Genomic DNA, 22266 nt, shown 5'->3' on the forward strand with positions numbered 1-22266 from the left:
CTCGTTCTCCTCCGTTCGGTTTGGTTCAGGCTCCTCCACCGGCAGCGCCGGACACCTGCACCGGGGAACTCTCCCGAAACAGGCGATTGAGATCGGCAACAACCTGTCGGGCTTGATGCCGGGAGGTCATGCCGGAAAGGATGCGTTCGGATGCTGCTTGCTGGAAAGTCATGTAGCCGTCGTGGCGCGGCCGCACCCATGCACCCTCCAGCGTCGCGCGCGTATCCCGATAGAAGTCGCCGGTCGCTTCATTGACAGCCTGGTCCTCCCAGGCCGCTGCATGGCCGGGCTGGCCGCCGGCGGCGGCATAGGCGTCACGCTGGACATCGCCGCTCGCGACCCAATAGGCGAAGTCGATCGCGGCATCCCTGGCTTTGGAAAAGGCTGATACGGCTATGCCGGTGCCGCCAAGCGCCGAACCGACCGGGCCGCCGGAACCGATGACCGGAACATCGGCAAAGGCCAGCCGGTTCGCCCGAAAGCCAGCCGTCGCATAGGAAACGTAACCATAGATCAGTGGCGCGCAGACGAACCTGGAACCGGCCTCCGCCATACGTTCGGAGACGGCAATCGGGTCCATCTCGAAACACGCGGGATCGACCAGCGCTGCGATCTCGCGCATTGCCTCGAAGACTTGGCTACCGATCTCCACATCGATCAGATCGTGGGACGGATCGGTCGTGCAGGCACGCCCGAGATTGCCGGCAAGCGTGTAGAACACCATCAACACGTGAGGCGGCCGCAGCGGCAGCAGCACGCGGCCTTGCCGGGCGAGATCGAGCACCTCGCTCCAGCGCGCCGGCGGCGCCGCGATCGCGTCCGGCCGCCATGCCTGGACTTGGGCCGCCGCATCGATCGGGAAGGCCCATTGCCGCCCATGCCAGTTGTAGCTCGGATAGGACTGGCCAACGCTGCCCGAGGCAAGGGCTGCACGATCTGCCTCGCGTCCGGCGACATCCAGCGGCTCCAGGCAGCCTTCGGCCGTGATCTGGCCGACATGCGGATGGTCGATGACGATGAGGTCATAGGCGCGCGCCAGTTCTTCGACCGGGAAGGATTCGAAGTCCTGCAGCGAGCGCTTGTCCCATTCGATGGCAATACCGGTCTTCTGCTGCCACAGCGCCGAGCAGGCGACCATCGGATCATAGCCACGCGGATGGCTCCAGGTCATGCCTTTGAGCTTGGGCGAACTCACAGGCCGAACTCCGCGCGGATGGCGGCACTGTGCTCGCCGATGCGGGGCGCCGCCCGATCGGCCTTGGCTCTTATGCCATCGACCCGGAGCGGCGAACTCGTGGTGAGGATCGACACATCGTCCTCGCGCGTCACCGTCTGCAGCATATCGAGCGACTGGAACCCCTCGCTTGCCAGCATCTCGGGCCAGGTCAGCACTTTGGCGCACCAGATGTCGGCCGGCTCGAGGATATCAAGCCACTCGTCGATCGTCTTGGTGGCGATCCGCTGTGCGATGATCGCCTTGATGTCGTCGCGCGCGGTGAACCACGACGCAGGCTTGTCGCGATAGGGTGCGAGTTCGCTGAGCGACAGGAGATCGGCCAGCTTGGGGATCGGCGTCATGGCGATGGCGAGGTATCCGTCCTTGGCCGGGTAAACACCGTAAGGCGCGGACAGATAGGCATGCGCGCTGCGGAAGCTGGAGCGCCTGGGCAGCCGGCGGCCGTCATTGAGATGCGTCGTCAGCACCTCGAACTGGAAATCGACCAGCGCTTCCAGGAGACTGGTTTCGATATGGCTGCCCTGGCCGGTGATGCCGCGCCGCACGAGTGCGGCCAGAATGCCCTGCGCGCAGGCGGCACCGGCCAGCATGTCGCCGATGGCAAGACCGAACGGCACCGGCCCTTGGTCCTCATCGCCGTTCAGCCACATCACACCGGAGCGCGCCTGCGCCAGCAGGTCTTGGCCGGGTCTCTTGACCCATGGTCCGTCTTCGCCATAGCCGCTGATCGAGGCATAGACCAGCCGCGGGTTGATCTTGCGGACCGCCTCATAGTCCAAGCCGAGCCGCTCGATGACGCCCGGCCGGAAATTCTGGATCAGCACATCAGCCTTGGCCAGAAGGCCGCGCAACGCCTCGAGATCGGCCTCGTTCTTGAGGTCGATGGCAAGACTTTCCTTGGCCCGGTTGATGGCGTGGAAGATGGTGGAATCGCCGCCGATCTCGGTGTCGCTGAGATAGAGCCGGCGCGACAGGTCGCCGCCATCCGGACGCTCGATCTTGATGACGCGGGCGCCGAGATCGAGCAGCCTGAGCGAGCAATAGGGCCCGGACAGGAACTGGCTCATGTCGACGACGACGAGACCGGCGAGCGGCAATTCGGCTGCTGCCGGCATGCTATTTCTCCGTCTTGCCGACGAAGTCGGCCGGGTTGCGGTACTTCACCGTCTGCAGATGCTCGCAATACAAAACGAGCTCGCCTTCACCCTTGAACACCTCGTAGCTGGCGCGGATCAGCCCCATTTCCTTGTATCGCGGCTTCTTGTCGAGGTTGGAGCGGATCGAATAGATCGTGTCGCCAATGAAGACGGGTTTTATGAAGCGGAGCTTGTCGTAGCCATAGGAAAAGGCGTTGACGCAGTTGGTGGCGACCAGTCCCAGGCCAGCCGAAAAGACGAAGGCGCCGGCGATCAGCCGCTTGCCGAAAATGCCTTCGCTCTCGGCAAACATCTGGTCCTGCACATAGGGGTGAATGTCGAGCACCAGCGTGTTGAACAAATGGCTGTCGCCTTCGGCCATTGTGCGCCGCAACGAGCGGATCTTCTGCCCGACCGGCCAATCCTCATAGAACCAATTTTCGGCGTTCCACACCGGCAGCGCGGCGTGATCCGCCGGCATGTTCTTGGGATGCGTCGAGGCGACACCGACGGTAGGTGCGAAATCGCTCATGGTCGGCACCGCCAGACCTGCACGGGGCACGTCACAGCTATCGGAAAACGCATCAAGGCGTCGAAATGCAAGACGTCTCCTCCCATCAATCTTCTTTTGTAAATAGTATTTTCACATATGGGGTTGCGTTGCAAGCGTGAACAGGCGAAATTTTGGCTGCTCCCGCGCGCCAAAGCGCAGGCGGGTAGGGGAGGAAATCATGCGCGAGAATTGTCTGGTCTTTGTCGGCAGCCTGAACCGCGAGGCGCCGTATTTTCAGGGCGCTCGGGGCGTCGGCCTCAGCGTCTACAGCTTTGACGAGACGACGCTGGAAACACGAAAACTGGCCGAGACCAACGACGTCGACAATCCGACCTTCCTCTCGGTGACACCGGACGGCTCGCGGATCTACGCCAACTCGGAAGTGTTCACCTGGCGCGAGGGCACCGTCTCAGCTTACAGCTTCGATCGAGCTTCGGGGACGCTCATTTATCTGAACAAGCAACCGTCGCTCGGCAGCATAGCCGCCCACAACACCATCACCCGCGACGGGACAAAACTGCTGGTCGCCAATTACGGCATGGGCGAGGGCGGCCCGGATCGCGCGGTGGCTGTCTATGGCTTCGAAGAGAACGGCGCCTTGTCGGCGCCGCTTGCCAGCGTTTCGCATGAGGGCAGCGGCCCGAATGTGGCGCGGCAGGAACGCTCGCATGCGCACAGCGTCACCGAAACCATCGGCGGGGGAACAGCCATCGTCGCCGACCTCGGCATCGACCGGCTGGTGTCTTACCGGATCGAGCGCGAGGGCAATCTGGCCAAGCTAACCGAATCCGCTTTGCCATCCGGCGCCGGTCCACGCCACCTCGCACTGCATCCGAACGGACGCTTCGTCTTCGTCATGAACGAACTGGATTCGACCATCGTGTCGATGGCGCTGGACGAAGCCACCGGCAAGCTCTCGATCATCGACGCAAAGCCGGCGGTGCCGGCCGAGGCACGCGACAGCAACCACTGCGCCGATATCCAGATCTCACCGGATGGCCGTTTTGTCTACGGCTCCAACCGCGGCCATGACAGCGTCGTCATCATGGCGGTCGACCAGCAGACAGGGTCGCTCAGCCTCGTCAGCTATATCCCTTGCGGCGGCGCGACCCCGCGTAACCTGGCGCTGACGCCGTCAGGCGGCCATCTGTTTTCCGCCAACCAGAATGGCGACCGCATTTCGATCTTCGCCCGCGACGCCGACAGCGGCATACTGACCGACACCGGGCGCGCCATCGAGATCGGCACGCCGATGTGCGTCAAGATCGTGCGCTGAACGCCCACAACTGCGAAGCCTCGGAAAAAATCGCCCGAGGCTCAAGCCTGTTGTATTGCCGAGAGCTTCCAGTTCGATCCATTCTCACGCACGAAAGTCCACAGCTCGGTCGTCTCTGTCGGATGATCATCGTCGCCCGCGACGATTTTGCCGCTGGCCCGTTCGCGCGTCACGTCACGAGATTCGTAGCGCAAGGCGGCCGTGGCGTAGTCGCGCTCATCCTCGCGCCAGCTTTCCGCGATGTCGGCCTGCAGCAAGGTGATATCAGTCACCTCGTTCCTGAGACCTTTCTGGGCATTGTCGGCCAACTCTTCCGACAGATAGGATACCATTTCGGGTGTAACCGCCCGGCGCAGAGCGGCATGGTCTTCGCGCCCGAATGCTTCCTGGACATCGGTCAGCAGCTGCTGGAATGCGTCGAGATCCGTCTGGGCCAGCGTGATCTCCTCGGAGGCGGCGGCCGGAGAGCCTCCACCTGAACCGCCGCCGAAACCGGGAATTGTGAAGGAGCCTGCAGTCTGCTGCCCTGCCGTTGAGCGGTTCTCAAATCGCGAAGCCTGGGCATTGCCGGCACCTGCGAGCGCCGGCGCGGGGCCGCGCGCGGATTGCGAGCGGAAGAACCTGATGGCCAGCATGATCGCGCCACCGATCAGCAAGGCCTGAAGCAGGAAACCGAACATGCCGGCCAGGCCGCCGAAGCCCTGACCCAAAAGCAGGCCGAACAGGCCGCCGAGCAACAGGCCGCGCATCATCGTTCCACCGAAACCGCTCATGAAGCCGGGCCTCTGCAGGCCGGCCTGCGGCTGCCGGGCCGCGTTGTTCACACCGGTGTTGGGCGTCATCGACCGCTCGACCGGAGCGGCCGGTGCTGGGGCCGTCCTGGTCGGCGGTGCCGATTGGAACGTACGCATGCCACGACTGCCGAAACTGCCGCCACGACGGGCCTCGGCATGGTCCATCGCAACCATGGAGAATGCAAGGAACAGTCCTGCAAAGAGGGCTGCAAATCGGCTGGTGCGGGAAATCATCGGAGATGAACCTTTGTCGATGTGGTTTCGGAAGTTTCAGCAAGCGCCGGCCTGGATGTCGGGCGTCATGCGGTCAGTCGAACAACTCTTCGAAGAATGATTTCTTCCGCTTCGGATAGCGGTGACCGTGCGAGCGGGAATAATCGTCATCGCGGCTCTGGCCATGTTGTGGCTGGGAGAATGCTGCCGGCTGTGGCTGCGGCGCGGGCGCCGCTTCCCTGCCGGAACGCTCGATGATCTTGTCGAGTTCTCCTCGATCAAGCCAGACGCCGCGGCACTGCGGACAGTAGTCGATTTCGATACCCTGGCGTTCGCTCATCACGAGCGCGACGCGGCAGGAGGGGCAAACCATACCGAGGAGGGAAGTAGATGTCATACGGGGCTCCAAACCGAAAGGAATGAGCCCGCTTGACCGAAAGAATGGAAACGGGCCCGTTAAAGCGGTCCGACATCACAATCGCCAAAAGCGACAGTCAGAGGGGCCCGGCCCGCACCGAACAGTTAGGGATGCAAAGCCGCGGCTTCAAGGCCGATATTGCCCTGCAAGAATGATTTGTTCGCCACCGTTGCTCAGGCAGTCACCACGATTCAAATCGTCACCACGATCTCAGATCGTCACCACGATCTCAGATCGTCACTACGATCTCAGATCGTCACTACGATCTCAGATCGTCACTACGATCTTGCCGAACTGCTCGTTCGATTCCAGATAGCGATGCGCCTCGACGATTTGGTCGAACGCGAAGGTCCTGTCGATGATCGGCCTCAGCGTCCCGTCCTCCAGACCTTCGACGATAAACGCCTTGGCGGCCTCGAGTTTCACAGGGTTGCCGGTGATCTCGTGGACGAGGTAGCCGCGCAGTGTCAGCGTTTTGCTCAGCACCGCTGGCAGCGGGAATGGCGTCGGCTCGCGGCTGAGACCGCCATATTCGATGAGGATGCCGCCACGCGACATGGCCGCTGTGAGTGGCTCGAAGATCGGGCCGCCGACCGCATCGAACACGACGCGCACGCCTTCAGGCCCTGCGATCTCATTCAGCCGTGCCGCCAAATCCTCCTCGGCCAAGGTGACGACTTCAGCCGCGCCGGCGTCGAGCAGGGCCTGCCTCTTCGCCGATGTCCGCGTCACCGCAATCGCTGTTGCACCGACCCTGTTGGCGATCTGGATTGCCGCAAGCCCGACGCTGCTCGAGGCTGCGGTGATCACCACGTGGTCTCCGCTGTGCAGCCCGGCGATATCGATCAGCGCGCCATAGGCGGTGAGATACTGCATCCAGACGGCCGCTGCCGTCTGCCAGTCGAGCGACGGCGGATGCTTGACGACAAGTCCGGCGGGGTAGGTGGCAAACTCGCCATAGGCCGGCCAGCGGATCATCGATTGCGGCGGGATAACACTGACGCTGTCGCCCGGCGCGAAATCCCTCACACCGTCGCCAATAGCCTCGATGACGCCCGCTGCCTCGAGGCCAAGCCCCGAGGGGAGCGTCGGCGTCTCGATATAGGAAGCCGCGCGCAGCAGCGCTTCGGCGCGATTGAGGCCGAGTGCCTTGACCCGGATTTGAACTTCGCCCGAACCCGGTGGGGAAAGCGCGACATCCTCGATGCGCAGAACCTCGGGGCCACCATGCTGGTGAAAGCGAACTACGCGTGTCATTCGGGATACTCCAAATCATCAGAACCGAATGAGCTATGCAGCCGGTCTTGCCAGGGATAAATGGCTGTAAGAGAAGAACAGTAGAAACCAGGAGTTCCGAATATGGATCGGCTTGAGAGCATGGCCGTGTTCGTCAAGGCGGTCGATCTCGGCTCGTTCGCGGCCGCGGCGGTCGCGCTCGACCTCTCCGGACCGATGGTCGGCAAGCATGTCCGGTTTATCGAGGAGCGGCTGGGCGTGCGGCTGCTCAACCGGACCACGCGACGGCAGAGCCTGACCGACTTCGGCCGCGCTTACTATGAACGCTGTCGGGTGGTGCTCGCCGAGGCCGAAGCCGCCGATGCGCTCGCCGCCGAACAGTTTTCGGAGCCACGTGGAAAACTGCGGGTCACCATGCCGGCGCATTTCGGGCGCCATTGCGTGACCCCCGTGTTGCTGAAGCTGGCCCATCAATATCCGATGCTGGAACTCGACCTGTCGCTCACCGACCGCTTCGCGGATCTTGCCGAGGACGGCTACGATCTCGCAATCCGCACCGGCACTCTTGACGACAAGGTGGGGGTGATTGCGCGTCGCGTCGCGCGTCAGGGCATGGTCGTCTGCGCGGCACCCTCTTATCTCAGAATTCATGGCGAGCCGCAGCGGATCGAGGATCTCGCCGACCATCAGGCGATTGTCTACCGCCGGCTCGGCCAGGTCGTTCAGCCGTGGTTGTTTGTGCGCGAGGGGCAACCCACGCTCGAGATCACGCCAACCGGACGGCTGCGGCTCGACGATCTCGATGCCATCGCTGACGCGGCCGCCGACGGCATGGGGCTGGCCTGGCTGCCCTGGTGGCTGGTACGCGACCGCATTCAGGCCGGCGCGCTGATGGCGCTGTTGCCGGACCAGCCGCGATATCTCTACGACTGCCACGCGCTTTGGCTGCAGACACCGCATCTGCCGTTGAAGGTGCGGCTGGCCGTCGATGCGCTGGCCGTCGCCTTGCCGAAATCGATGGCCTGATTGCCAATCGCCGCCGCTCAGTTGAGATCGCGCCGATACTCCTTGACCTCGCTGCGGTCGACGATCCGCTCGTCTCCGTCATGGGCAGTGATGTGGGTCTCGATCCGCCAGGCGTCGCGCAGCGCGCGCACCGTCGCCGTCACTGAAAGGCGCGCCTGCCAGTCGCCGCGGCCATAGGATTTTTCCCAGGTGCAGGTGCCGACCGCCGAGGTCGGGTCGTCGGGGTGAATGGAGAACCGGTCGACATGCTTCGCTGAAAGGACGATTCCCGTATGCGGATGCCGCACCGTGCCGCCATCATTGACGACTTGGTAGACGGTCTCGCCAGTGACCTGGTCTGTCGAAACCGAGCGCTGAAAGCCGTCCCCTTTGGTCAGAACCTCCTGCTCCATCGGCGCGGCGCTTTCCGGAGCCAGGAAGGCCCCCAGCGTGTCGTCCAGCTTCTGCGGCGCGCGCACCGGCAGGATCAGCCGGCTATCGCCGCAATGGATCGACAGCGTCGCCTGCTCGGCGGTCGGAAAGACGATCGGCCAATGCGATGTCGCCAGTGCCAGCCGGATACGCTCGCCAACCTCGAAACGCTGCCCGCAGCAGCGCAGCTTGATGCGGACGGTCTCCGCCCGGCCCGGCACCATGGGTGCGATGTCCAGATCATCGTTGCGATGGCTCAGATTGAGGATGCCGTAGCTGACGCGCGAGGCAGCACCTTCCGGGAACACTTGCGACAGCGTGGCGGACAGAAGCGCAACCGGCTTGTCGGAGGAGAGCTTGACCTCGAATTCCGGGAAACCAAGGATCTCGACCGCTTCGGTCAACGGCGCCGTCTCGAAGATCAGGGCATTGCCTTCTTCCGTGCGTTGGTCGACCGGCAAGGTCGGCATGACGCCATAACCGCACCAGGCGCCGGAAGACAGGCCGGCCGTCTGCGGCGATGAAATCTCCAGGATCGTGTCTTCGCCCCTGGCCTCGCTCAGCACATGCGGCGCAAGGTTCAGCACCTTTTCGCCGACCCCCGGCCCCGGCCAAGCCGGCTCGGCGACCCAGCGGCCGGGCCGCTCGTCATAGATCGCCGCCGGCCGTGCGGGATCTTGAATCCAGGCGCGCAGCATCGGCTCGTCGGCAATGCCGGTGTTTATGCCCTTGAGATATTGGTCCCACCAGCGCAGGCACTCCTGCAGGAAGCCGATGCGCGGTCCTGGCATGGCGAAGTGCGGATATTTATGGCCCCAGGGTCCAATCAGCCCTTTGCGGGGACCGCTTAGCTTTTCCAGCATCCGGAAGATCGGATTGGGGTAACCGTCGGCCCAGCCGCCGACGGCGTAGACCGGGATTTCGACATTGGAATAATCCTCGCAGATCGAACCGTGCTTGTAGAAATCGTCGCGGCGCTGGTGTTCAAACCAGTCCTGCATCCAGATGCCATTGCCATTCAGCCGTTGTTTCCAAAGATCGCGCCAGCGGTCGCCGACAATGAGCGGGTCGGGCGGGGTCATGGCGATGGCCCAGGCGGTGGTTCCCCACATCAGATTGTCGCACATCATCGCGCCGCCGAGATAATGCACGTCGTCGTTATAGCGGTCGTCGGTCGAGCACAGCGAAACGACGGCTTTCAGCGCCGGCGGCCGGCGGGCCGCGACCTGCAGCCCGTTGAAGCCGCCCCAGCTGATGCCGATCATGCCGACGCTTCCCGAGCACCAGGATTGCCTCGCCAGCCATTCGATGACCACCAGGCAGTCATCCTGCTCCTGCTTCAGATACTCACCCTTGCACAGTCCTTCGCTGTCGCCCGAGCCGCGCATGTCGACCCGCACGCCGGCATAGCCGTGACCGGCGAAATAGGGATGCGTCAGCGCATCGCGCTCCACCGTTCCGTCACGCTTGCGATAGGGCAAATATTCGAGGATCGCCGGCACGGGATCGCTCTCCGCGTCTTCCGGCAGCCAGACACGCGCCGCCAGCTTGACGCCATCCGGCATCGGAATCCACAAATTCTCGATCTCGCGGCTTTTGCGCGGGAAATCGGTGACGACGCGGATATCTTGCATGGCGGCTCCTCTCAACGCCCCGGCCGACACTTGCGCCGGTGGCGATCCTTATGTGTTCAGCGGGAAATGGCAGGTCAGACGGCTGTCGCCGACCGAGGCCGGGACGGGGACATCCAGCGCGCAACGGCCCTCGGCCTGCGGGCAGCGTGTGTGAAACTCGCAGCCTGAGGGGCGCGCCAGCAAGGACGGAACGTCAGCCGGCAGCGTGATGCGCTGATGCACCCTGTCGGGATCAGGCTCGGGATTGGCGGAGAGAAGGGCCGCCGTATAGGGATGATGCGGGGCGCGGAAGATCGCTTCGGTTTCGCCCTGCTCGACGAAGCGCCCGAGATACATCACCGCCATGCGGTCGGCGATCTGGCGCACGACATGCAGGTTGTGGGTGATGATCAGCATCGACAGGCCCATGCGGTCGCGCAGGTCGTTGAGCAGGTTCAGCACCTCTCCCTGCACGGAGACGTCGAGGCCGGCGGTCGGCTCGTCGGCGACGACCAGCACCGGGTCCAGCGCAATCGCCCGCGCTACGCCGACGCGGCGCGCCTGGCCGCCGGATAGCTGGTGCGGGTAGCGGTCGGCGAAATCGCGCGGCAGCCCGACCAGCGCAAGAAGCCGTGTGACTTCAGCGTTGAGATCGCGATCCGACAAACCGTGGATGACGAAAGGCTCCGACAGCAGCGAGCGCACGCTGAGCCGCGGCGACAGCGATCCGACCGGATCCTGGAACATCATCGGCATGCGCCGCCGCACCGGTTTCATCGCGGCGTTGGACAGGCCTTGCAGTTCCTGTCCTTCGAACACGATCGTGCCTGCTTTCACCGGCTGAAGACCGTTGAGGGTGCGCGCCAGCGTCGTCTTGCCCGAGCCGGATTCGCCGACCAGCGCGAAGGTGCTGCCTCGTTGAAGCGTGAAGCTGACGCCGGAGACCGCTTCGATTTCGGTGGCCCGCCCCGCGAGCCTGGCGGACAGGCCGCCAACCCGGAACGAGACGCGCAGGTCGCTGACACGGAGCAGGTCTTCGTTCATGCGCTCATGGCCCCCAGTGGAACGTCCGAGTGCCAGCAATGGGCGATATGAGATCCGCCGACAGGGGCGCTGGGAGGCGTCGTCAGGCATTGGGCGTCGGCGCGATCGCAGCGCGGCTGGAAGACGCAGCCGCTTGGTCGGCGGCGCAGGTCCGGCAAGGTCCCGGCAATCGTCGGCAGCCGGGACACACGCTGCGACAGCCGGGCGGGATCGCAGGCCAGCAGCTTCTGCGTGTAGGGATGGCGGGCGTCGTGGAAGATCTCGCGGGTCGTGCCGCTTTCCACCACCTCGCCGGCATACATCACGATCATCTCGTCGCAGAGTTCGGCGATCACGCCCAGATGATGCGAGATGAACAGCACCGAGCAGCCGATGTCGCGCTGCAGATCCTTGAGCAGTTCGATGGTGGCCACCTCCAGCGTCGCATCGAGCGCCGTGGTCGGCTCGTCGGCGATCAGCAGCGCTGGCTCCATCATCAGCGCCATGGCGATGGCGATGCGCTGCTTCATGCCGCCGGAGAATTCGTGCGGAAACTGCGTCAGCCGGCTTTCCGGATCGGGAATGCGAACCTTGCGCAGCATGGCGACCGAGCGCGCATCCTTGTCCCGCTTCGACAGACCCGAGCGATACTGGATGTCGCGCATCTGCCGCCCCACCGACAGCACCGGGTTGAGCGCACCCATCGGGTCCTGGAAAACGGTGGCGATCCTTTGCCCGCGCAGGCCGCGCATCGCGGTGGGGTCGAGCCGGGCAAGGTTCTTGTCGCCCTCGAAGATGATCTCGCCCGATAATATCTCGCCATTGTCGGCGAGCAGGCCGAGAATGGCGTTGATGAGCGTCGACTTCCCGCAGCCGGATTCGCCGACCACGCCAACGCTGCGGTTGGCCGGCACGGAAAAACTCACCTGCTTCAGCGCCTCCAGTCGCCCACTCTCGGTGTGGAAGGCGACGCTCAGATCCTTGATCGCGAGAACCGTCATGACCGCCCCTTCAGCCGGGGATCGAAGAGGTCGCGCAGCGTCTCGCCGAAGAAGGTGAAGCCGAGTGTGGTCAGCACGATGGGCAGGCCGCCGGCAATCACGATCCAGTAGGAATCGCGGATGTTGGCAAAGCCGTCATTGAGGATCGCGCCCCAGCTCGGCGTTGGCGGCCGCACGCCGAGCCCGAGGAAGCTCATGCCGGCCTCGATCGCCACCACCACGGGAATGTCCATCGATATCAGGATCAGGATCGGGCCGATGATGTTCGGCAGGATATGAACGCGCAGGATACGGCCGGCACTGGCGCCCATCGAGCGCGCCGCCATGACATGTTCGGCCGACTTCAGCACCAGCGTCTGCGTCCTGATGATGCGGGCATAGCCCGGCACATTGACCAGCATCACCACCAGCACCACCGCATAGAGCGAGGGGCCGAACAGGGTGACCAGCGTCAGCGCCAGCATGACGGTGGGAAAGCTCTTCACGGCGTCGAAGATCAGCAGCAGCACATTGTCGAGCCAGCGCGGCCCATAGCCGGCGATCAGCCCGAGCACCACGCCGACGACCAGCGACACCGCTGTCGCGCCCAGCGCGATCAAGAGCGCGACGCGCCCGCCATAGAGCACCCGGGTCAGAAGATCACGGCCGAGGTGGTCGGTGCCGAGCAGATGCAGCAGGCTCGGCGAAGCGAAGCGTTCGGCCGGCGATATCTTGCTCGGCGCATAGCTGGTCAGCGCGCTGGCAAACACCGCCGACAGCACCACCAGCGTCACCAGCGTCAGGCCGACGGCGCCGAGCGGCTCGCGCATGATGCCGCGCACGGTGCGCCACAATCCGGACAACCGGCTGCCGCCGGAAGACAGCTCAGTTGAAACTTGATCTGACACGGGGATCCAATACACCGACCAGAATGTCGGCCGCTACGTTGACGAGGACGAAGAAGACCGTGGTGACCAGCACGGCTCCGGAGACGATGGGGTAGTTGCGCACCGAGATCGCCTCATAGACCAGCTTGCCGATGCCGGGGCGGGCGAAGACGATTTCGGCGAAAACGGAAGACGACAGCATGTGGCCGATGCCGACGCCGAGCAGGGTGATCGTTGGCAGCACGGCAATGCGCAGCGCGTAGGTGTAGACGATCCGGTGCTCTGTCAGGCCGAAGGCGCGCGCCGTGCGGATATGGCTGGCCTCCAGCGTCTCCAGCATCGAGGCGCGCACCATGCGCGAGATGTAGCCGATCCAGCCAAGCCCGACCGCCAGCGACGGCAGGATGAGGTGCTGGAGCCGGCTGGCGAGGTCGCCCGGTTCGCCGGCGCCGATCGCCGGCAGCCATTGCAGTGCGACCGCGAACACCAGCAGCGAATAGATGGCGACGACGAAGGACGGCACCGCGATCATCGCCACCGAAAGAACCCCGATCACCTGATCGACAAAGCCGCCTCGGCGCACCGCGGCGATACAGCCAAGCGGGATGCCAAGCGCCACCGACCAGGTGATGCCGCCGACCACCAGCGCCAGCGTGAACGGAAGCTGCTCGATCACCACGTCCAGCACCGGCCGGTTCGACAGAACCTCGGTGCCCAGGTCACCGCGCAGGACCGATCCGTAGAAGTGCAGGAACTGCCGCCACACCGGCTGGTCGAGGCCCATGCGTACGCGCAGCGCCTCCATCATCTCCGGCGTCGCGCGTGGCCCCAGCGCGACGGAGGCCGGGTCGCCGGGAATGAGGTAGACCATGGCGAACATCATCATCATAGCGACGCTGATGATGATGGCGCCAAGCCACAGACGCTTGAGGGCGTAGCGGATCATTTTCGGTACCTGTCGGACGGTCTTTGGTGGGGGCGAGCCCCGCCCGCCGACATCATGCCGGTTTGAAGTCGGTGAACACGGGTTCGCCGTTCGGCTTCAGGCCGGCCACAAGCGTGTCTCGATTCATGATGCCGGTGACCTCATGCGTCAGGAAAACGTAGTTGCCGTTCTCCTCCATCAGGTCCTGCAGCTTCTTGTAGATGACATCGCGTTTCGCCGGGTCGAGCTCGACCATGCCTTCGGCATTGAGCTTGTCGAATTCCTCGCTGGAAAACCGCTCCCAGTTCCAGACGCCGATCTGGTCGCGGGTGAACCAGGCAGTCGCCCAGCTCGGATCCGGCTGCATGGAGAAGCGGCTGATGATCATCTGCAGCTTCTTCCAGTAGTCGCCTTCCTTGGCGCCAAGCGTCCAGAAGGTGCCGCTGTCGTTCTGCTTGATCTCCACATTGAGGCCGACATCCTGCAGGTTCGACTGCACGACCTGCGCCGCGGTCAGCCGCTCGGTCTTGTTGAGGATGTCGAGCGTGATCGTCGTGCCGGCCAATCCTTCCTTGGTGATCATGTCGCGGGCGCGGTCTGGGTCGAAATCGAAAAGGTTCTTCTCGCGATGGCCGGGCAAGCCGGGCGCGATGATGCCGGTGGCGGTTGCGGCGGCGCCGAAATAGGCAGCATCGACCACCGCCTTGCGGTCCACGGCGTACTGAACCGCGCGGCGCATGTTGGGATTGCTGAAGGGAGCGACATCCTGGTTCATGCCGAGCCAGACAAAGGCCAGCGAAGGCTTCTCCACCACGGTCGTCTTCGGCGGCGGCGTCTGCTTCAGGCGCGAGATCGAGGAGACCGCGGTCCAGGTGTAGTCGAGGTCGCCGGCCTCATAGCCGAGTTCGGCGGTCTTCTCGTCCTCGATCGGATGAATGTGGATTTCCGCGAAGGCACCTTGCTCGTACTTCCAGTCGGGATTGCGGACCAGCACCGTGCGCTGCTTGGGCAGCCATTCCTTCAGGATGTAGGGGCCTGACTGAGCCACTGGCTTGACGCCCATCTTGCCACCGAGCTCGGTGATGGCGCGCTTTGACAGGATGGTGCCGGACGGCGTCGGCAAGGTCGACGTCCACAGCGGCGCGAAGGCTTGTTTCAGGTGGATCAGCCCCGAAAGCTTGTCCTTGACCTCGACTTCCTTGAGCGTTGCCCAGTCGCCGGAATAGGGGCTCTTGTTGGCTGGGTCGGCGATGCGTTCGATCGAAAACTTGACGTCTTCGGCCGTCATCTGGCCGTAGCCATCGGTGAAGCCGATATTGTCGCGCAGCTGGAAGGCGACGGTCAGCGGATCGAGCTGCTTGATCGTTTCCGCCGCCATCGGCCGCCAGCCCCAGCTGTCGCCAGGCGTGGTGACGACGAGGCCGGCGAAGATGACGCTGGTGATGTCGCCTTCAGGCGCCGCCAGCCGGAAGCAAGGGTCGAGCGTCTGGATGTCGGCGTAGGATCGCACCTTGAGGATCGGCCCGTCGCTCGACCAGGAAACTTTTGGATTGACCATTGAGGCAAGGCCGAAAGCGCCGGCTCCGGCGAGCAGGCTGCGGCGCGAAACCCTGGTGTCGGCTAGAATGGACATGCTCTACCCCTCAGCTGTTTTCGTTGTCTTGTTTTCAGGCCGCAGGCCATTCTCCAAGCCGGGCCGAATGTGTCGGTCCGCTAAAACTGCTAATAATAGACATCTATGTCTAGCGAAAATTTTGCCGGCACGTCCGAATCTTGGATACCGACGATCTTGCGGAAAATCTCGACATCTGTTCCGACCGCCGCCGGCGCGTCGACTTGGGCAAGTCGCGGGCGGAATGTGATCGCGCAGACGATATGGCCTGGCCCGCCATTCGGTGGGGCCTGGATCAAGAGCTGTAGCGGAGATAGGTCTCTCCGCCGCCGCTCACTTCCAGATTTCAGCCGCCAGGCGCATGAAATTGCCGCCCAAGACATCGCGCACGGTCTGCTCGGACTGGCCGCGGCGCAGAAGAACCTCGGTCAGTTCGCGCATCTGACCTGGAGCCGCGTAGGTCGTCGCCCCCTCCGGATATTCGCTCTTGGGCCAGAATTGCGGATTGTCGGAAATGATGCGGTCGATGCCTTTGACATCAACCGGAAAGGCGTAGTCCAGTCCGATGCCGACATGATTTGGGCCAGCCAGGTCGACGAGATATTCGATGTGGTCAGCCAACCTGTCCGAGTCCGTGCGTCCCTCTCCCAGGAAACGATTGAGCCCGACGATCGCGACGATGCCGCCGGTGCGCGCGCAGGCCTTGATCTGCTCGTCGGTGATATTGCGGCCATGGCCGCACAAGGCCTTGGCGTTGGAGTGCGAGAAGATGACCGGCCGGTTGGAGTATTCCATCACCTCCATCGAGGTGCGATAGCCGGTGTGGGTGACGTCGACGAACATGCCGAGACGGTTCATCTCGTCGATGACCTCGAGGCCGAACGCCGTCAGGCTGGTCTCGACATCGTGGCAACCGCCGCCGGCCAGATTGTTCCTGTTGTACGCAAACAGGATCTGGCGGACGCCCAGATGGTGATAGAACTCCACCATCTCGATACGGCCGTCGAGCGCGTTCATGCCCTCGATGTCGAAGGTGATCGCCAGTTTGCCTTCAAGCTTGGCCTTGCGGATTTCCTCGACGGAGGAGACCAGCGTGTAGTGCTCGGGATTGGCAAGGATCCAGTGGCGGAAATTTGCGAGCGTCCGCACGGTCTGCTCCCAGGGCAACAGGTCGAAGCCGACATCGATCGACAGATAGTCGATGCCGGCGTCGCGCCAGATCTGCAGATTGTTCAGGTCCGCCGCCGGGTCCGGCATGAAGCCGGAATGCGCGTCCCATATGATTTCACTGTCGAAAATGGCCTGGGCGGCTGTCGAAACGCTCACTTTTTCCTCGCTCTCTCGGCGACACAACACAACGGAAAGCCGGATCAAGCGGCGTTCCGGACGTGTGATCCAGATGCAGTGCGCATCAAGTATCAGGCCACAGACACATGTGTCTAGACAGTCCGGGACGAGCCTGTATGGTCGCCGTCGCTGTATGTCGCTCCGACCGGAACATCGGCAAAAGGGAGAACAAAGATGAGTTCAAACGGAAGCCATGGCGGCAGCGATAGCAGGCATATCGCGGTGATTGGCGGCGGCATCATCGGCTGCAGCGCGGCTTTCCATCTGCTGCGGTCCGGCGTGCGCCGGGTGACGGTCATCGATGCCGGCCAGCCGGGTGCCGCAACCACAAGCGCCGGTGCTGGCTTCGTCTCCCATTGGTCCGCCGGCATGATCCCGCTCGGTGAAGAGGGCTTTCAGTTGCAGCAATATGGCCTCGATTTCTATCGCAGGCTGCACGAGGTCGGCGCCGAGATTGGTTATCGGCCGAACGGCACCTTGATCATGGCGCTGACCGAGGACGGGCGCGAACGCTTCGTCCGCCCGGTGCTGGATTCTCCCTATGCGCCGCCGGAAATGCAGGACCTGGATGCCGTGCAGATCGGGCAGAAGATGCAGGGCCTCATCGATCCGGCCCGGGTCCATTCGGCGGCCTACAATCCGCACGGCATCCAGCTCGACACCAAGCTGGCGATGGGGGTGCTGACCGGCCAGATCAGCGAGCTCGGCGGCGTCTTCCGCAGCAACACACGCGTGACTGCCGTCCATGATGCCGGCGACCGGGTGACGATCGAGACCGACCAGGGCGGCCTTGAGGCTGATGGCGTGATTGTTGCCGCCGGCGCCTGGAACAACCAGGTCCTGTCAGGCCTTGGCTGGCAGTTGCCGCTGCTGCGCGTCGTTGCAACGCGCATAGTCACCGACGACCGTGGGCTGCCATCGACCATTCCCACCGTCCAATGCCGCGAATTGCGGCTGTGGCTGCGCGAGACATTCGGCGCCGTCATGTGGGGAACCGGCCGGCACTACAAACCTCTCTACAAGACGAACGACAGCGAAATCGAACCCGGCCAGCCGCACAATATCGGGCTGATGCAGGAAACCTCCGAGCAGGAGCTTGCCGAGTTGCAGACGGTGTTCCCGCCGCTGCGCGGTTCGACGATCGCGAGCTGGGCGCAAGGCGTGCCGTGCTACACGCCCGACAACAACCTTATCGTCGGCAAAGTCCCCGGCAGCGACAATATCGTGGTCGTCGGTGGCGACAATGAGAGCGGCGTCACCCATGGACCGGGTCTTGGCCGGCTCTCTTGCGAACTGGTTCTCGGGCAGACCCCGTTCGTTTCCGTCGAGCGGTTCCGTGTCGATCGCTACGCCTCCAACGCCTTCAAGTCGGAAGCCGAGATCGAGGCCGCCATGCCGGCCTGGGGCGCGCGTCACGAGGCGTCGCGGTTTGGTCGCGAGGCCTGATCGTCAGCTGCCCCCGGCGCTTGCCTGCAAGCTGTCGCCGACGCTGCCGAGCAGCGCCTGCGCCACCGCCCTGACAACCGGGCCGGCGTTCTTCCTCATGACGATGTGGAAGGAGCCGGCGTGGCGCCGCGAGGTCTTGGTCAGCCGGACGAGCTGGCCGCGGCGCAGATGCTCGTCCGCAAATCCCGCCCAGGCGAGCGCCGCGCCGCGCCCGGCGATGGTTTCGTGTATCATCGACATGTAGCCGGTGAACCGAGGTCCGTCGAGTTTCCGGTCGGTTCCGACCCACGATTGCCAACTGTCGATCGCGCCCGGCGGCGTCACCTGATGCAGCAGCGGCACTGCCAGGAAAGCCTCAGGCTCTTCCGAGGCGAGCGCCGGATAACGCGCCAGGAACGCCGGCGCGCAAACCGGGAACCACTCACCCTCGAGCAGTTTTTCGGTCACGAATTCGGGCCATTGCCCGGCTTCGCCGAAACGGATCGACAATGCCACTTCAGGCTGGTCGAAATCCCTGTAGTCGGTGGATGTCTGCAGCAGCACCCGGCCATCGGCAACCTGCGATGTGATGAGGCCGAAGCGCGGCATCAGCCATGCCTGCGCGAAGTCGTGGCTGCAGCCGACCACGAATGTATCGCTGTCGTGCGCGGTCAAATCCTCGACCGCTTGCCTGATGGTGCCGAGACCCTCGCGGATCGCTTCGGCCAGCGTGTTGCCGGCCCCGGTGACGGCGACGCGGTTGCCTCTGCGCGTGAACAGCTCGACCGACAGCTGGCGCTCGAGATTGGCGACATGCCTGCTGACCGCCGATTGTGCGATGTTGAGCTCCTGTGCGGCCAGCGTCAGCCCGCCATGCCTGACGGCAGCCTCGAAGACGACCATGGCGTTCAGCAGGGGAAGCGATGTCTTGAGGGTTTTCACGATCCAAACCTGCTTTCATGCCTTTTCGATATGAAGGTCTATCATTTCTGTATTTGCTGCAAGCCTTTCCGCATCGCACACTCTATCGAAACGTCATTCGAACGCCAGCGAGCAGAAAGGTGTTTGCCGTGCAGGCCTACACATCGAACAGCCAGCCTATCGACAGAAGCGAGACCGTCAGGCTGATCGACCGGCAACGTCCGGACTGGTCGCTGGAACAGGCCTTCTACGCGGCCCCTGCCATCTTCGCGCTGGAACGGGACTTGTGGTTTCCGCGTCAATGGATGCTTGTCGCCCATGCCAGCGAGGTCCCAGAAAAGGGCCGCTACATCGTGCGCCAGCTTTTCGACGAGGAGATCATCGTCGTGCGCTTCGACGACGGCGAGGAGGACATCGCGGCCTACTACAATGTCTGCACCCATCGCGGCTCGCGGCTCTGCGCCAAGGATGGTCGCGGCAAGCTTCTGGTCTGCCCCTACCATGCCTGGTCGTTCAGGCTGACCGGCGAGTTGCAGTCACGGCAGGATCTACCGGAAAGCGTCGATCCGGAAGCGCTGGGACTGCACCGCGTGCCCTGCAAGCATTTCGGCGGCCTCGTGTTCTGCGGCCTCGATGCCAATTCGCTGCCCGACATCCAGCCTGTCGCGGACGGGCTGACCGGCGGCTTGCGCGAAAACGGCCTTGACCGCGCACGCATCGTCGCGCGCAAGAACTATCTCACCAAGGCGAACTGGAAGCTGGTGCTCGAGAACTTCCTCGAATGCTATCACTGCCGGCCGGCCCACCCCGAATATTACCGCGTCAACGGCCATGTCAAAGTGACCGCGACCCGCGACGCCGACAAGGCGGTCGAGTGGCAGAATGAAATCGAGGCCTGGCACAGCGTCATCGGCGATGCCGAGTTCCACAAGGGCGCGTGGCAGGCTGGCGACCTCGACACGATGCCGTTTGCCATGCACCGCAAGCCGATCGGATCCGGCCGCAACACGCTGTCCAATACAGGTGAGGGGGTCTCATGCCTGATGGGCGGCCGTCACGCCTATGATGGTGGCGAAAGCGGCTTCCGCCTCGGACGCCTGTCGTTTGCAAGTGCTGCCAACGATTATGTCACGCTGTTCCAGATGATACCGCGCAGCGCCACGGAAACCGACGTCATTCTGACCTGGCTCGTCGACAAGGACGCCGATGGCGACATCGACGCCGATGCGATCAGCTGGATGTGGGACGTCACCACGGTGCAGGACAAGAAGATCACCGAGGACAATGCCGACGGCATCATGTCGCGCGCCTACCGGCCGGGTCCCTATACGCCGCTGGAAAGCCAGACCTCGTTCTTCGTGCAGACCTATCTGTCAGAACTGCGTTCGCTGATCACCGGCACGCGCGGCGCACCGCTCAGCCAATGGTCTGCGCCGAAGGAACTTTTCGCCTCGCCGAAAGCGGCGAGCTGCAACACGCGCCTCTGACCCGCAGCCGAAGATGCCTCTTTGAGGCGTCGCGTTCCGATGCCATATGAAGGTGGCCGACGGAATGTTGCGGGAGAGGTGGTCATGACCAAAGGTTCGGATCTGTTCGTCGCGGCCCTCGAGAACGAAGGGGTCGAGCGGATTTTCGGCATTCCGGGCGAAGAAAATCTCGATATCGTCGAATCCATCCGCCGCTCCTCGATCCAGCTGATCCTGACCCGCCACGAGCAGGCAGCCGCTTTCATGGCCGCCACCTATGGTAGGCTTACCGGCAAGCCGGGTGTGTGCATCACCACGCTTGGCCCGGGCGCGCTCAACCTTTCGACCGGTTCGGCCTATGCGCTGCTCGGCGCGATGCCGATGATCATGATCACCGGCCAGAAAGGTATCCTGTCATCCCGGCAGGCGCGCTTCCAGATCGTCGACATCGTCGCGGCGATGAAGCCGCTGACCAGGCTGTCGCGTCAGATCGTCTCGCCGAAGATGATCCCCTCGTTGGTTCGCGAAGCTTTCCGTGTCGCCCAGGAAGAGCGTCCCGGCCCCGTACATCTTGAATTGCCGGAAGACATTGCGGCGGCCGAGTGTGAACCGGTAGCACTCGTGCCAACGCATCCGGTCGAACTGCCGCTGGCCAGCCCGGGCGCGCTTGATCGCGCCGCCCGTATGATCACGGAAGCCAGGCGTCCGCTGCTGATGTTTGGTGCGGCGGCGTCGCGACCGCGCGTGACTCCCGATGTCGCCCAGTTCGTGCTGCGGACGCAAATTCCCTATTTCACCACGCAGATGGGCAAGGGCACCGTGCCTGGCGGCACGGAGCTCTATATGGGAACGGCAGCCCTTTCGGAGCGCGACTATGTGCACGAGGCCATCGAACAGGCCGATCTGATCATCACCGTCGGTCACGACACGGTAGAGAAGCCGCCCTTCATCATGGGGGCGAAGGGGCCGAAGGTCATTCATGTCGGCTATCATTCAGCCGATGTCGAGCAGGTCTATTTCCCGCAAGCCGAAATCGTCGGCGACCTCGGTCCTTCGCTGGCGCTGCTGGCCGACCGCATCGAGGGCAAGGTCCCCAATGCACAGGCCTTGCTGCCGCTGCGGGAAGGCATTCTGAGCCGCATCGCCGCGCGCGCCACCGAAGATCGCTTCACGCCGCAGCGCATCGTGCATGACGTGCGCGCCGTGATGCCGCCGGACGGGATCCTCGCCCTCGACAATGGCATGTACAAGATCTGGTTCGCGCGCAACTACCGCACCCGCATGGCAAACACGATCCTGCTCGACAATGCGCTGGCCACCATGGGCGCGGGCTTGCCGTCGGCGATGATGGCGGCACTGCTCTATCCGCGGCGCCGTGTCATGGCCATCTGTGGCGATGGCGGCTTCATGATGAACAGCCAGGAACTGGAGACCGCCGTCAGGCTCAAGCTCAACCTCGTCGTTCTGCTGCTCGAAGACCATGCCTATGGCATGATCCGCTGGAAGCAGGCGGTCGACGAATTCCCGGATTTCGGCATGACCTTCGGCAATCCCGACTTCGTCAGATATGCCGAGGCCTATGGCGCCAGGGGGACTAGGGTTACGGAGATCGCCGACTTGCGGCCGGCGCTGGAACAGGCCTTCACCGGCGGCGGCGTGCACCTCGTCGTCGTGCCCATCGACTATTCCGAAAACACCAGGGTGCTCGTCGACGAACTGCGCGAGCGGCTGCCGGCGCCGCAGACGCCCTGACGGCGGCAAAGCCGC

The 22266-nt window shown here is 63.6% G+C and carries 19 protein-coding genes; 5 read left to right on the top strand and 14 right to left on the bottom strand.

The window, feature by feature from the left end:
• Nucleotides 1–25 precede the first annotated feature (25 nt).
• Genes A4R29_RS06950 through A4R29_RS06960 form a run of 3 tightly spaced genes read right to left on the bottom strand, consistent with a single transcriptional unit; the run spans nucleotide 26 to nucleotide 2905 of the window.
• Nucleotides 26–1195, bottom strand: coding sequence for an extracellular solute-binding protein (locus A4R29_RS06950; protein WP_063171557.1), 1170 nt, complete (start codon nucleotides 1193–1195; stop codon nucleotides 26–28).
• Nucleotides 1192–2352: a CaiB/BaiF CoA transferase family protein gene (locus A4R29_RS06955; protein ID WP_063171558.1), complete on the bottom strand. Its 1161-nt coding sequence runs from the start codon at nucleotides 2350–2352 to the stop codon at nucleotides 1192–1194. The genes A4R29_RS06950 and A4R29_RS06955 overlap by 4 nt, the downstream gene beginning before the upstream one ends.
• A gap of 1 nt (nucleotide 2353) precedes the next feature.
• Nucleotides 2354–2905 carry a MaoC family dehydratase gene (locus A4R29_RS06960; protein WP_063173605.1) on the bottom strand — a complete coding sequence of 184 codons (552 nt, stop codon included), beginning with the start codon at nucleotides 2903–2905 and terminating at the stop codon, nucleotides 2354–2356.
• A 199-nt stretch (nucleotides 2906–3104) separates the two neighbouring features.
• Here A4R29_RS06960 and A4R29_RS06965 point away from each other — a divergent pair, with 199 nt between their 5' ends.
• On the top strand, nucleotides 3105–4202 hold the full coding sequence (locus A4R29_RS06965) for a lactonase family protein (protein WP_063167548.1): 1098 nt from the start codon (nucleotides 3105–3107) through the stop codon (nucleotides 4200–4202).
• Between the two features lie 41 nt (nucleotides 4203–4243).
• Here A4R29_RS06965 and A4R29_RS06970 read toward each other — a convergent pair whose 3' ends face one another.
• The 3 genes from A4R29_RS06970 to A4R29_RS06980 all read right to left on the bottom strand — a co-directional run bounded on the left by A4R29_RS06970 (nucleotide 4244) and on the right by A4R29_RS06980 (nucleotide 6884).
• On the bottom strand, nucleotides 4244–5230 hold the full coding sequence (locus tag A4R29_RS06970) for a Tim44 domain-containing protein (RefSeq protein ID WP_063171559.1): 987 nt from the start codon (nucleotides 5228–5230) through the stop codon (nucleotides 4244–4246).
• Between the two features lie 73 nt (nucleotides 5231–5303).
• Nucleotides 5304–5606: a TFIIB-type zinc ribbon-containing protein gene (locus A4R29_RS06975; protein WP_024502504.1), complete on the bottom strand. Its 303-nt coding sequence runs from the start codon at nucleotides 5604–5606 to the stop codon at nucleotides 5304–5306.
• A 288-nt stretch (nucleotides 5607–5894) separates the two neighbouring features.
• Nucleotides 5895–6884 (bottom strand): zinc-dependent alcohol dehydrogenase family protein, encoded by a 990-nt coding sequence (locus A4R29_RS06980; RefSeq protein ID WP_063171560.1) that lies wholly within the window; start codon nucleotides 6882–6884, stop codon nucleotides 5895–5897.
• Between the two features lie 102 nt (nucleotides 6885–6986).
• Between A4R29_RS06980 and A4R29_RS06985 the strand changes: the two genes are divergently transcribed.
• Nucleotides 6987–7889: a LysR family transcriptional regulator gene (locus A4R29_RS06985; RefSeq protein WP_063171561.1), complete on the top strand. Its 903-nt coding sequence runs from the start codon at nucleotides 6987–6989 to the stop codon at nucleotides 7887–7889.
• A gap of 17 nt (nucleotides 7890–7906) precedes the next feature.
• Here A4R29_RS06985 and A4R29_RS06990 read toward each other — a convergent pair whose 3' ends face one another.
• From A4R29_RS06990 to A4R29_RS07025, 7 genes are all read right to left on the bottom strand, one after another.
• Complete coding sequence (locus A4R29_RS06990; protein WP_063171562.1) at nucleotides 7907–9934, bottom strand: CocE/NonD family hydrolase; 2028 nt, start codon at nucleotides 9932–9934, stop codon at nucleotides 7907–7909.
• A gap of 48 nt (nucleotides 9935–9982) precedes the next feature.
• Nucleotides 9983–10957, bottom strand: coding sequence for an ABC transporter ATP-binding protein (locus A4R29_RS06995; RefSeq protein WP_013533007.1), 975 nt, complete (start codon nucleotides 10955–10957; stop codon nucleotides 9983–9985).
• Nucleotides 10954–11937, bottom strand: coding sequence for an ABC transporter ATP-binding protein (locus A4R29_RS07000; protein WP_032809696.1), 984 nt, complete (start codon nucleotides 11935–11937; stop codon nucleotides 10954–10956). Before A4R29_RS07000 ends, A4R29_RS06995 begins: the two co-directional genes overlap by 4 nt.
• Nucleotides 11934–12779, bottom strand: coding sequence for an ABC transporter permease (locus A4R29_RS07005; RefSeq protein WP_082826413.1), 846 nt, complete (start codon nucleotides 12777–12779; stop codon nucleotides 11934–11936). Before A4R29_RS07005 ends, A4R29_RS07000 begins: the two co-directional genes overlap by 4 nt.
• A gap of 22 nt (nucleotides 12780–12801) precedes the next feature.
• The gene (locus A4R29_RS07010; protein WP_063171563.1) at nucleotides 12802–13749 is read right to left on the bottom strand and encodes an ABC transporter permease; all 948 of its coding nucleotides are present in this window, start codon (nucleotides 13747–13749) and stop codon (nucleotides 12802–12804) included.
• 52 nt (nucleotides 13750–13801) lie between these two features.
• Nucleotides 13802–15361 (bottom strand): ABC transporter substrate-binding protein, encoded by a 1560-nt coding sequence (locus A4R29_RS07015; protein ID WP_063171564.1) that lies wholly within the window; start codon nucleotides 15359–15361, stop codon nucleotides 13802–13804.
• A 312-nt stretch (nucleotides 15362–15673) separates the two neighbouring features.
• Entirely contained in the window at nucleotides 15674–16666 is a 993-nt protein-coding gene (locus A4R29_RS07025; protein WP_082827341.1) for a dipeptidase, read from the bottom strand.
• Nucleotides 16667–16861: 195 nt separating this feature from the next.
• Here A4R29_RS07025 and A4R29_RS07030 point away from each other — a divergent pair, with 195 nt between their 5' ends.
• Complete coding sequence (locus tag A4R29_RS07030; protein ID WP_063171566.1) at nucleotides 16862–18133, top strand: NAD(P)/FAD-dependent oxidoreductase; 1272 nt, start codon at nucleotides 16862–16864, stop codon at nucleotides 18131–18133.
• Between the two features lie 3 nt (nucleotides 18134–18136).
• On the opposite strand, the gene A4R29_RS07035 is transcribed toward A4R29_RS07030, so the two are convergent.
• Nucleotides 18137–19054, bottom strand: a complete 918-nt coding sequence (locus A4R29_RS07035) for a LysR family transcriptional regulator (protein WP_024502515.1) — start codon at nucleotides 19052–19054, stop codon at nucleotides 18137–18139.
• A 128-nt stretch (nucleotides 19055–19182) separates the two neighbouring features.
• On the opposite strand from A4R29_RS07035, the gene A4R29_RS07040 reads away from it, so the two are divergent.
• Nucleotides 19183–20520 carry an aromatic ring-hydroxylating oxygenase subunit alpha gene (locus tag A4R29_RS07040; RefSeq protein ID WP_167355171.1) on the top strand — a complete coding sequence of 446 codons (1338 nt, stop codon included), beginning with the start codon at nucleotides 19183–19185 and terminating at the stop codon, nucleotides 20518–20520.
• A gap of 84 nt (nucleotides 20521–20604) precedes the next feature.
• Nucleotides 20605–22251, top strand: a complete 1647-nt coding sequence (locus A4R29_RS07045; RefSeq protein ID WP_063171568.1) for an acetolactate synthase large subunit — start codon at nucleotides 20605–20607, stop codon at nucleotides 22249–22251.
• Nucleotides 22252–22266 lie beyond the last annotated feature (15 nt).

The sequence above is a fragment of the Mesorhizobium ciceri biovar biserrulae genome (assembly GCF_001618845.1).
Taxonomy (GTDB): domain Bacteria; phylum Pseudomonadota; class Alphaproteobacteria; order Rhizobiales; family Rhizobiaceae; genus Mesorhizobium; species Mesorhizobium ciceri.

Excerpts from the sequence above, each read along its gene's own strand:
- A4R29_RS06955 (WP_063171558.1), bottom strand. The coding sequence starts at position 2,352 with ATGCCGGCAGCAGCCGAATTGCCGCTCGCCGGTCTCGTCGTCGTCGAC.
- A4R29_RS07030 (WP_063171566.1), top strand. The coding sequence starts at position 16,862 with ATGAGTTCAAACGGAAGCCATGGCGGCAGCGATAGCAGGCATATCGCG.
- A4R29_RS06965 (WP_063167548.1), top strand. The coding sequence starts at position 3,105 with ATGCGCGAGAATTGTCTGGTCTTTGTCGGCAGCCTGAACCGCGAGGCG.
- A4R29_RS06975 (WP_024502504.1), bottom strand. The coding sequence starts at position 5,606 with ATGACATCTACTTCCCTCCTCGGTATGGTTTGCCCCTCCTGCCGCGTC.
- A4R29_RS07000 (WP_032809696.1), bottom strand. The coding sequence starts at position 11,937 with ATGACGGTTCTCGCGATCAAGGATCTGAGCGTCGCCTTCCACACCGAG.
- A4R29_RS06970 (WP_063171559.1), bottom strand. The coding sequence starts at position 5,230 with ATGATTTCCCGCACCAGCCGATTTGCAGCCCTCTTTGCAGGACTGTTC.
- A4R29_RS06985 (WP_063171561.1), top strand. The coding sequence starts at position 6,987 with ATGGATCGGCTTGAGAGCATGGCCGTGTTCGTCAAGGCGGTCGATCTC.
- A4R29_RS07010 (WP_063171563.1), bottom strand. The coding sequence starts at position 13,749 with ATGATCCGCTACGCCCTCAAGCGTCTGTGGCTTGGCGCCATCATCATC.
- A4R29_RS07045 (WP_063171568.1), top strand. The coding sequence starts at position 20,605 with ATGACCAAAGGTTCGGATCTGTTCGTCGCGGCCCTCGAGAACGAAGGG.
- A4R29_RS06960 (WP_063173605.1), bottom strand. The coding sequence starts at position 2,905 with ATGAGCGATTTCGCACCTACCGTCGGTGTCGCCTCGACGCATCCCAAG.
- A4R29_RS06990 (WP_063171562.1), bottom strand. The coding sequence starts at position 9,934 with ATGCAAGATATCCGCGTCGTCACCGATTTCCCGCGCAAAAGCCGCGAG.
- A4R29_RS07015 (WP_063171564.1), bottom strand. The coding sequence starts at position 15,361 with ATGTCCATTCTAGCCGACACCAGGGTTTCGCGCCGCAGCCTGCTCGCC.
- A4R29_RS06995 (WP_013533007.1), bottom strand. The coding sequence starts at position 10,957 with ATGAACGAAGACCTGCTCCGTGTCAGCGACCTGCGCGTCTCGTTCCGG.
- A4R29_RS06980 (WP_063171560.1), bottom strand. The coding sequence starts at position 6,884 with ATGACACGCGTAGTTCGCTTTCACCAGCATGGTGGCCCCGAGGTTCTG.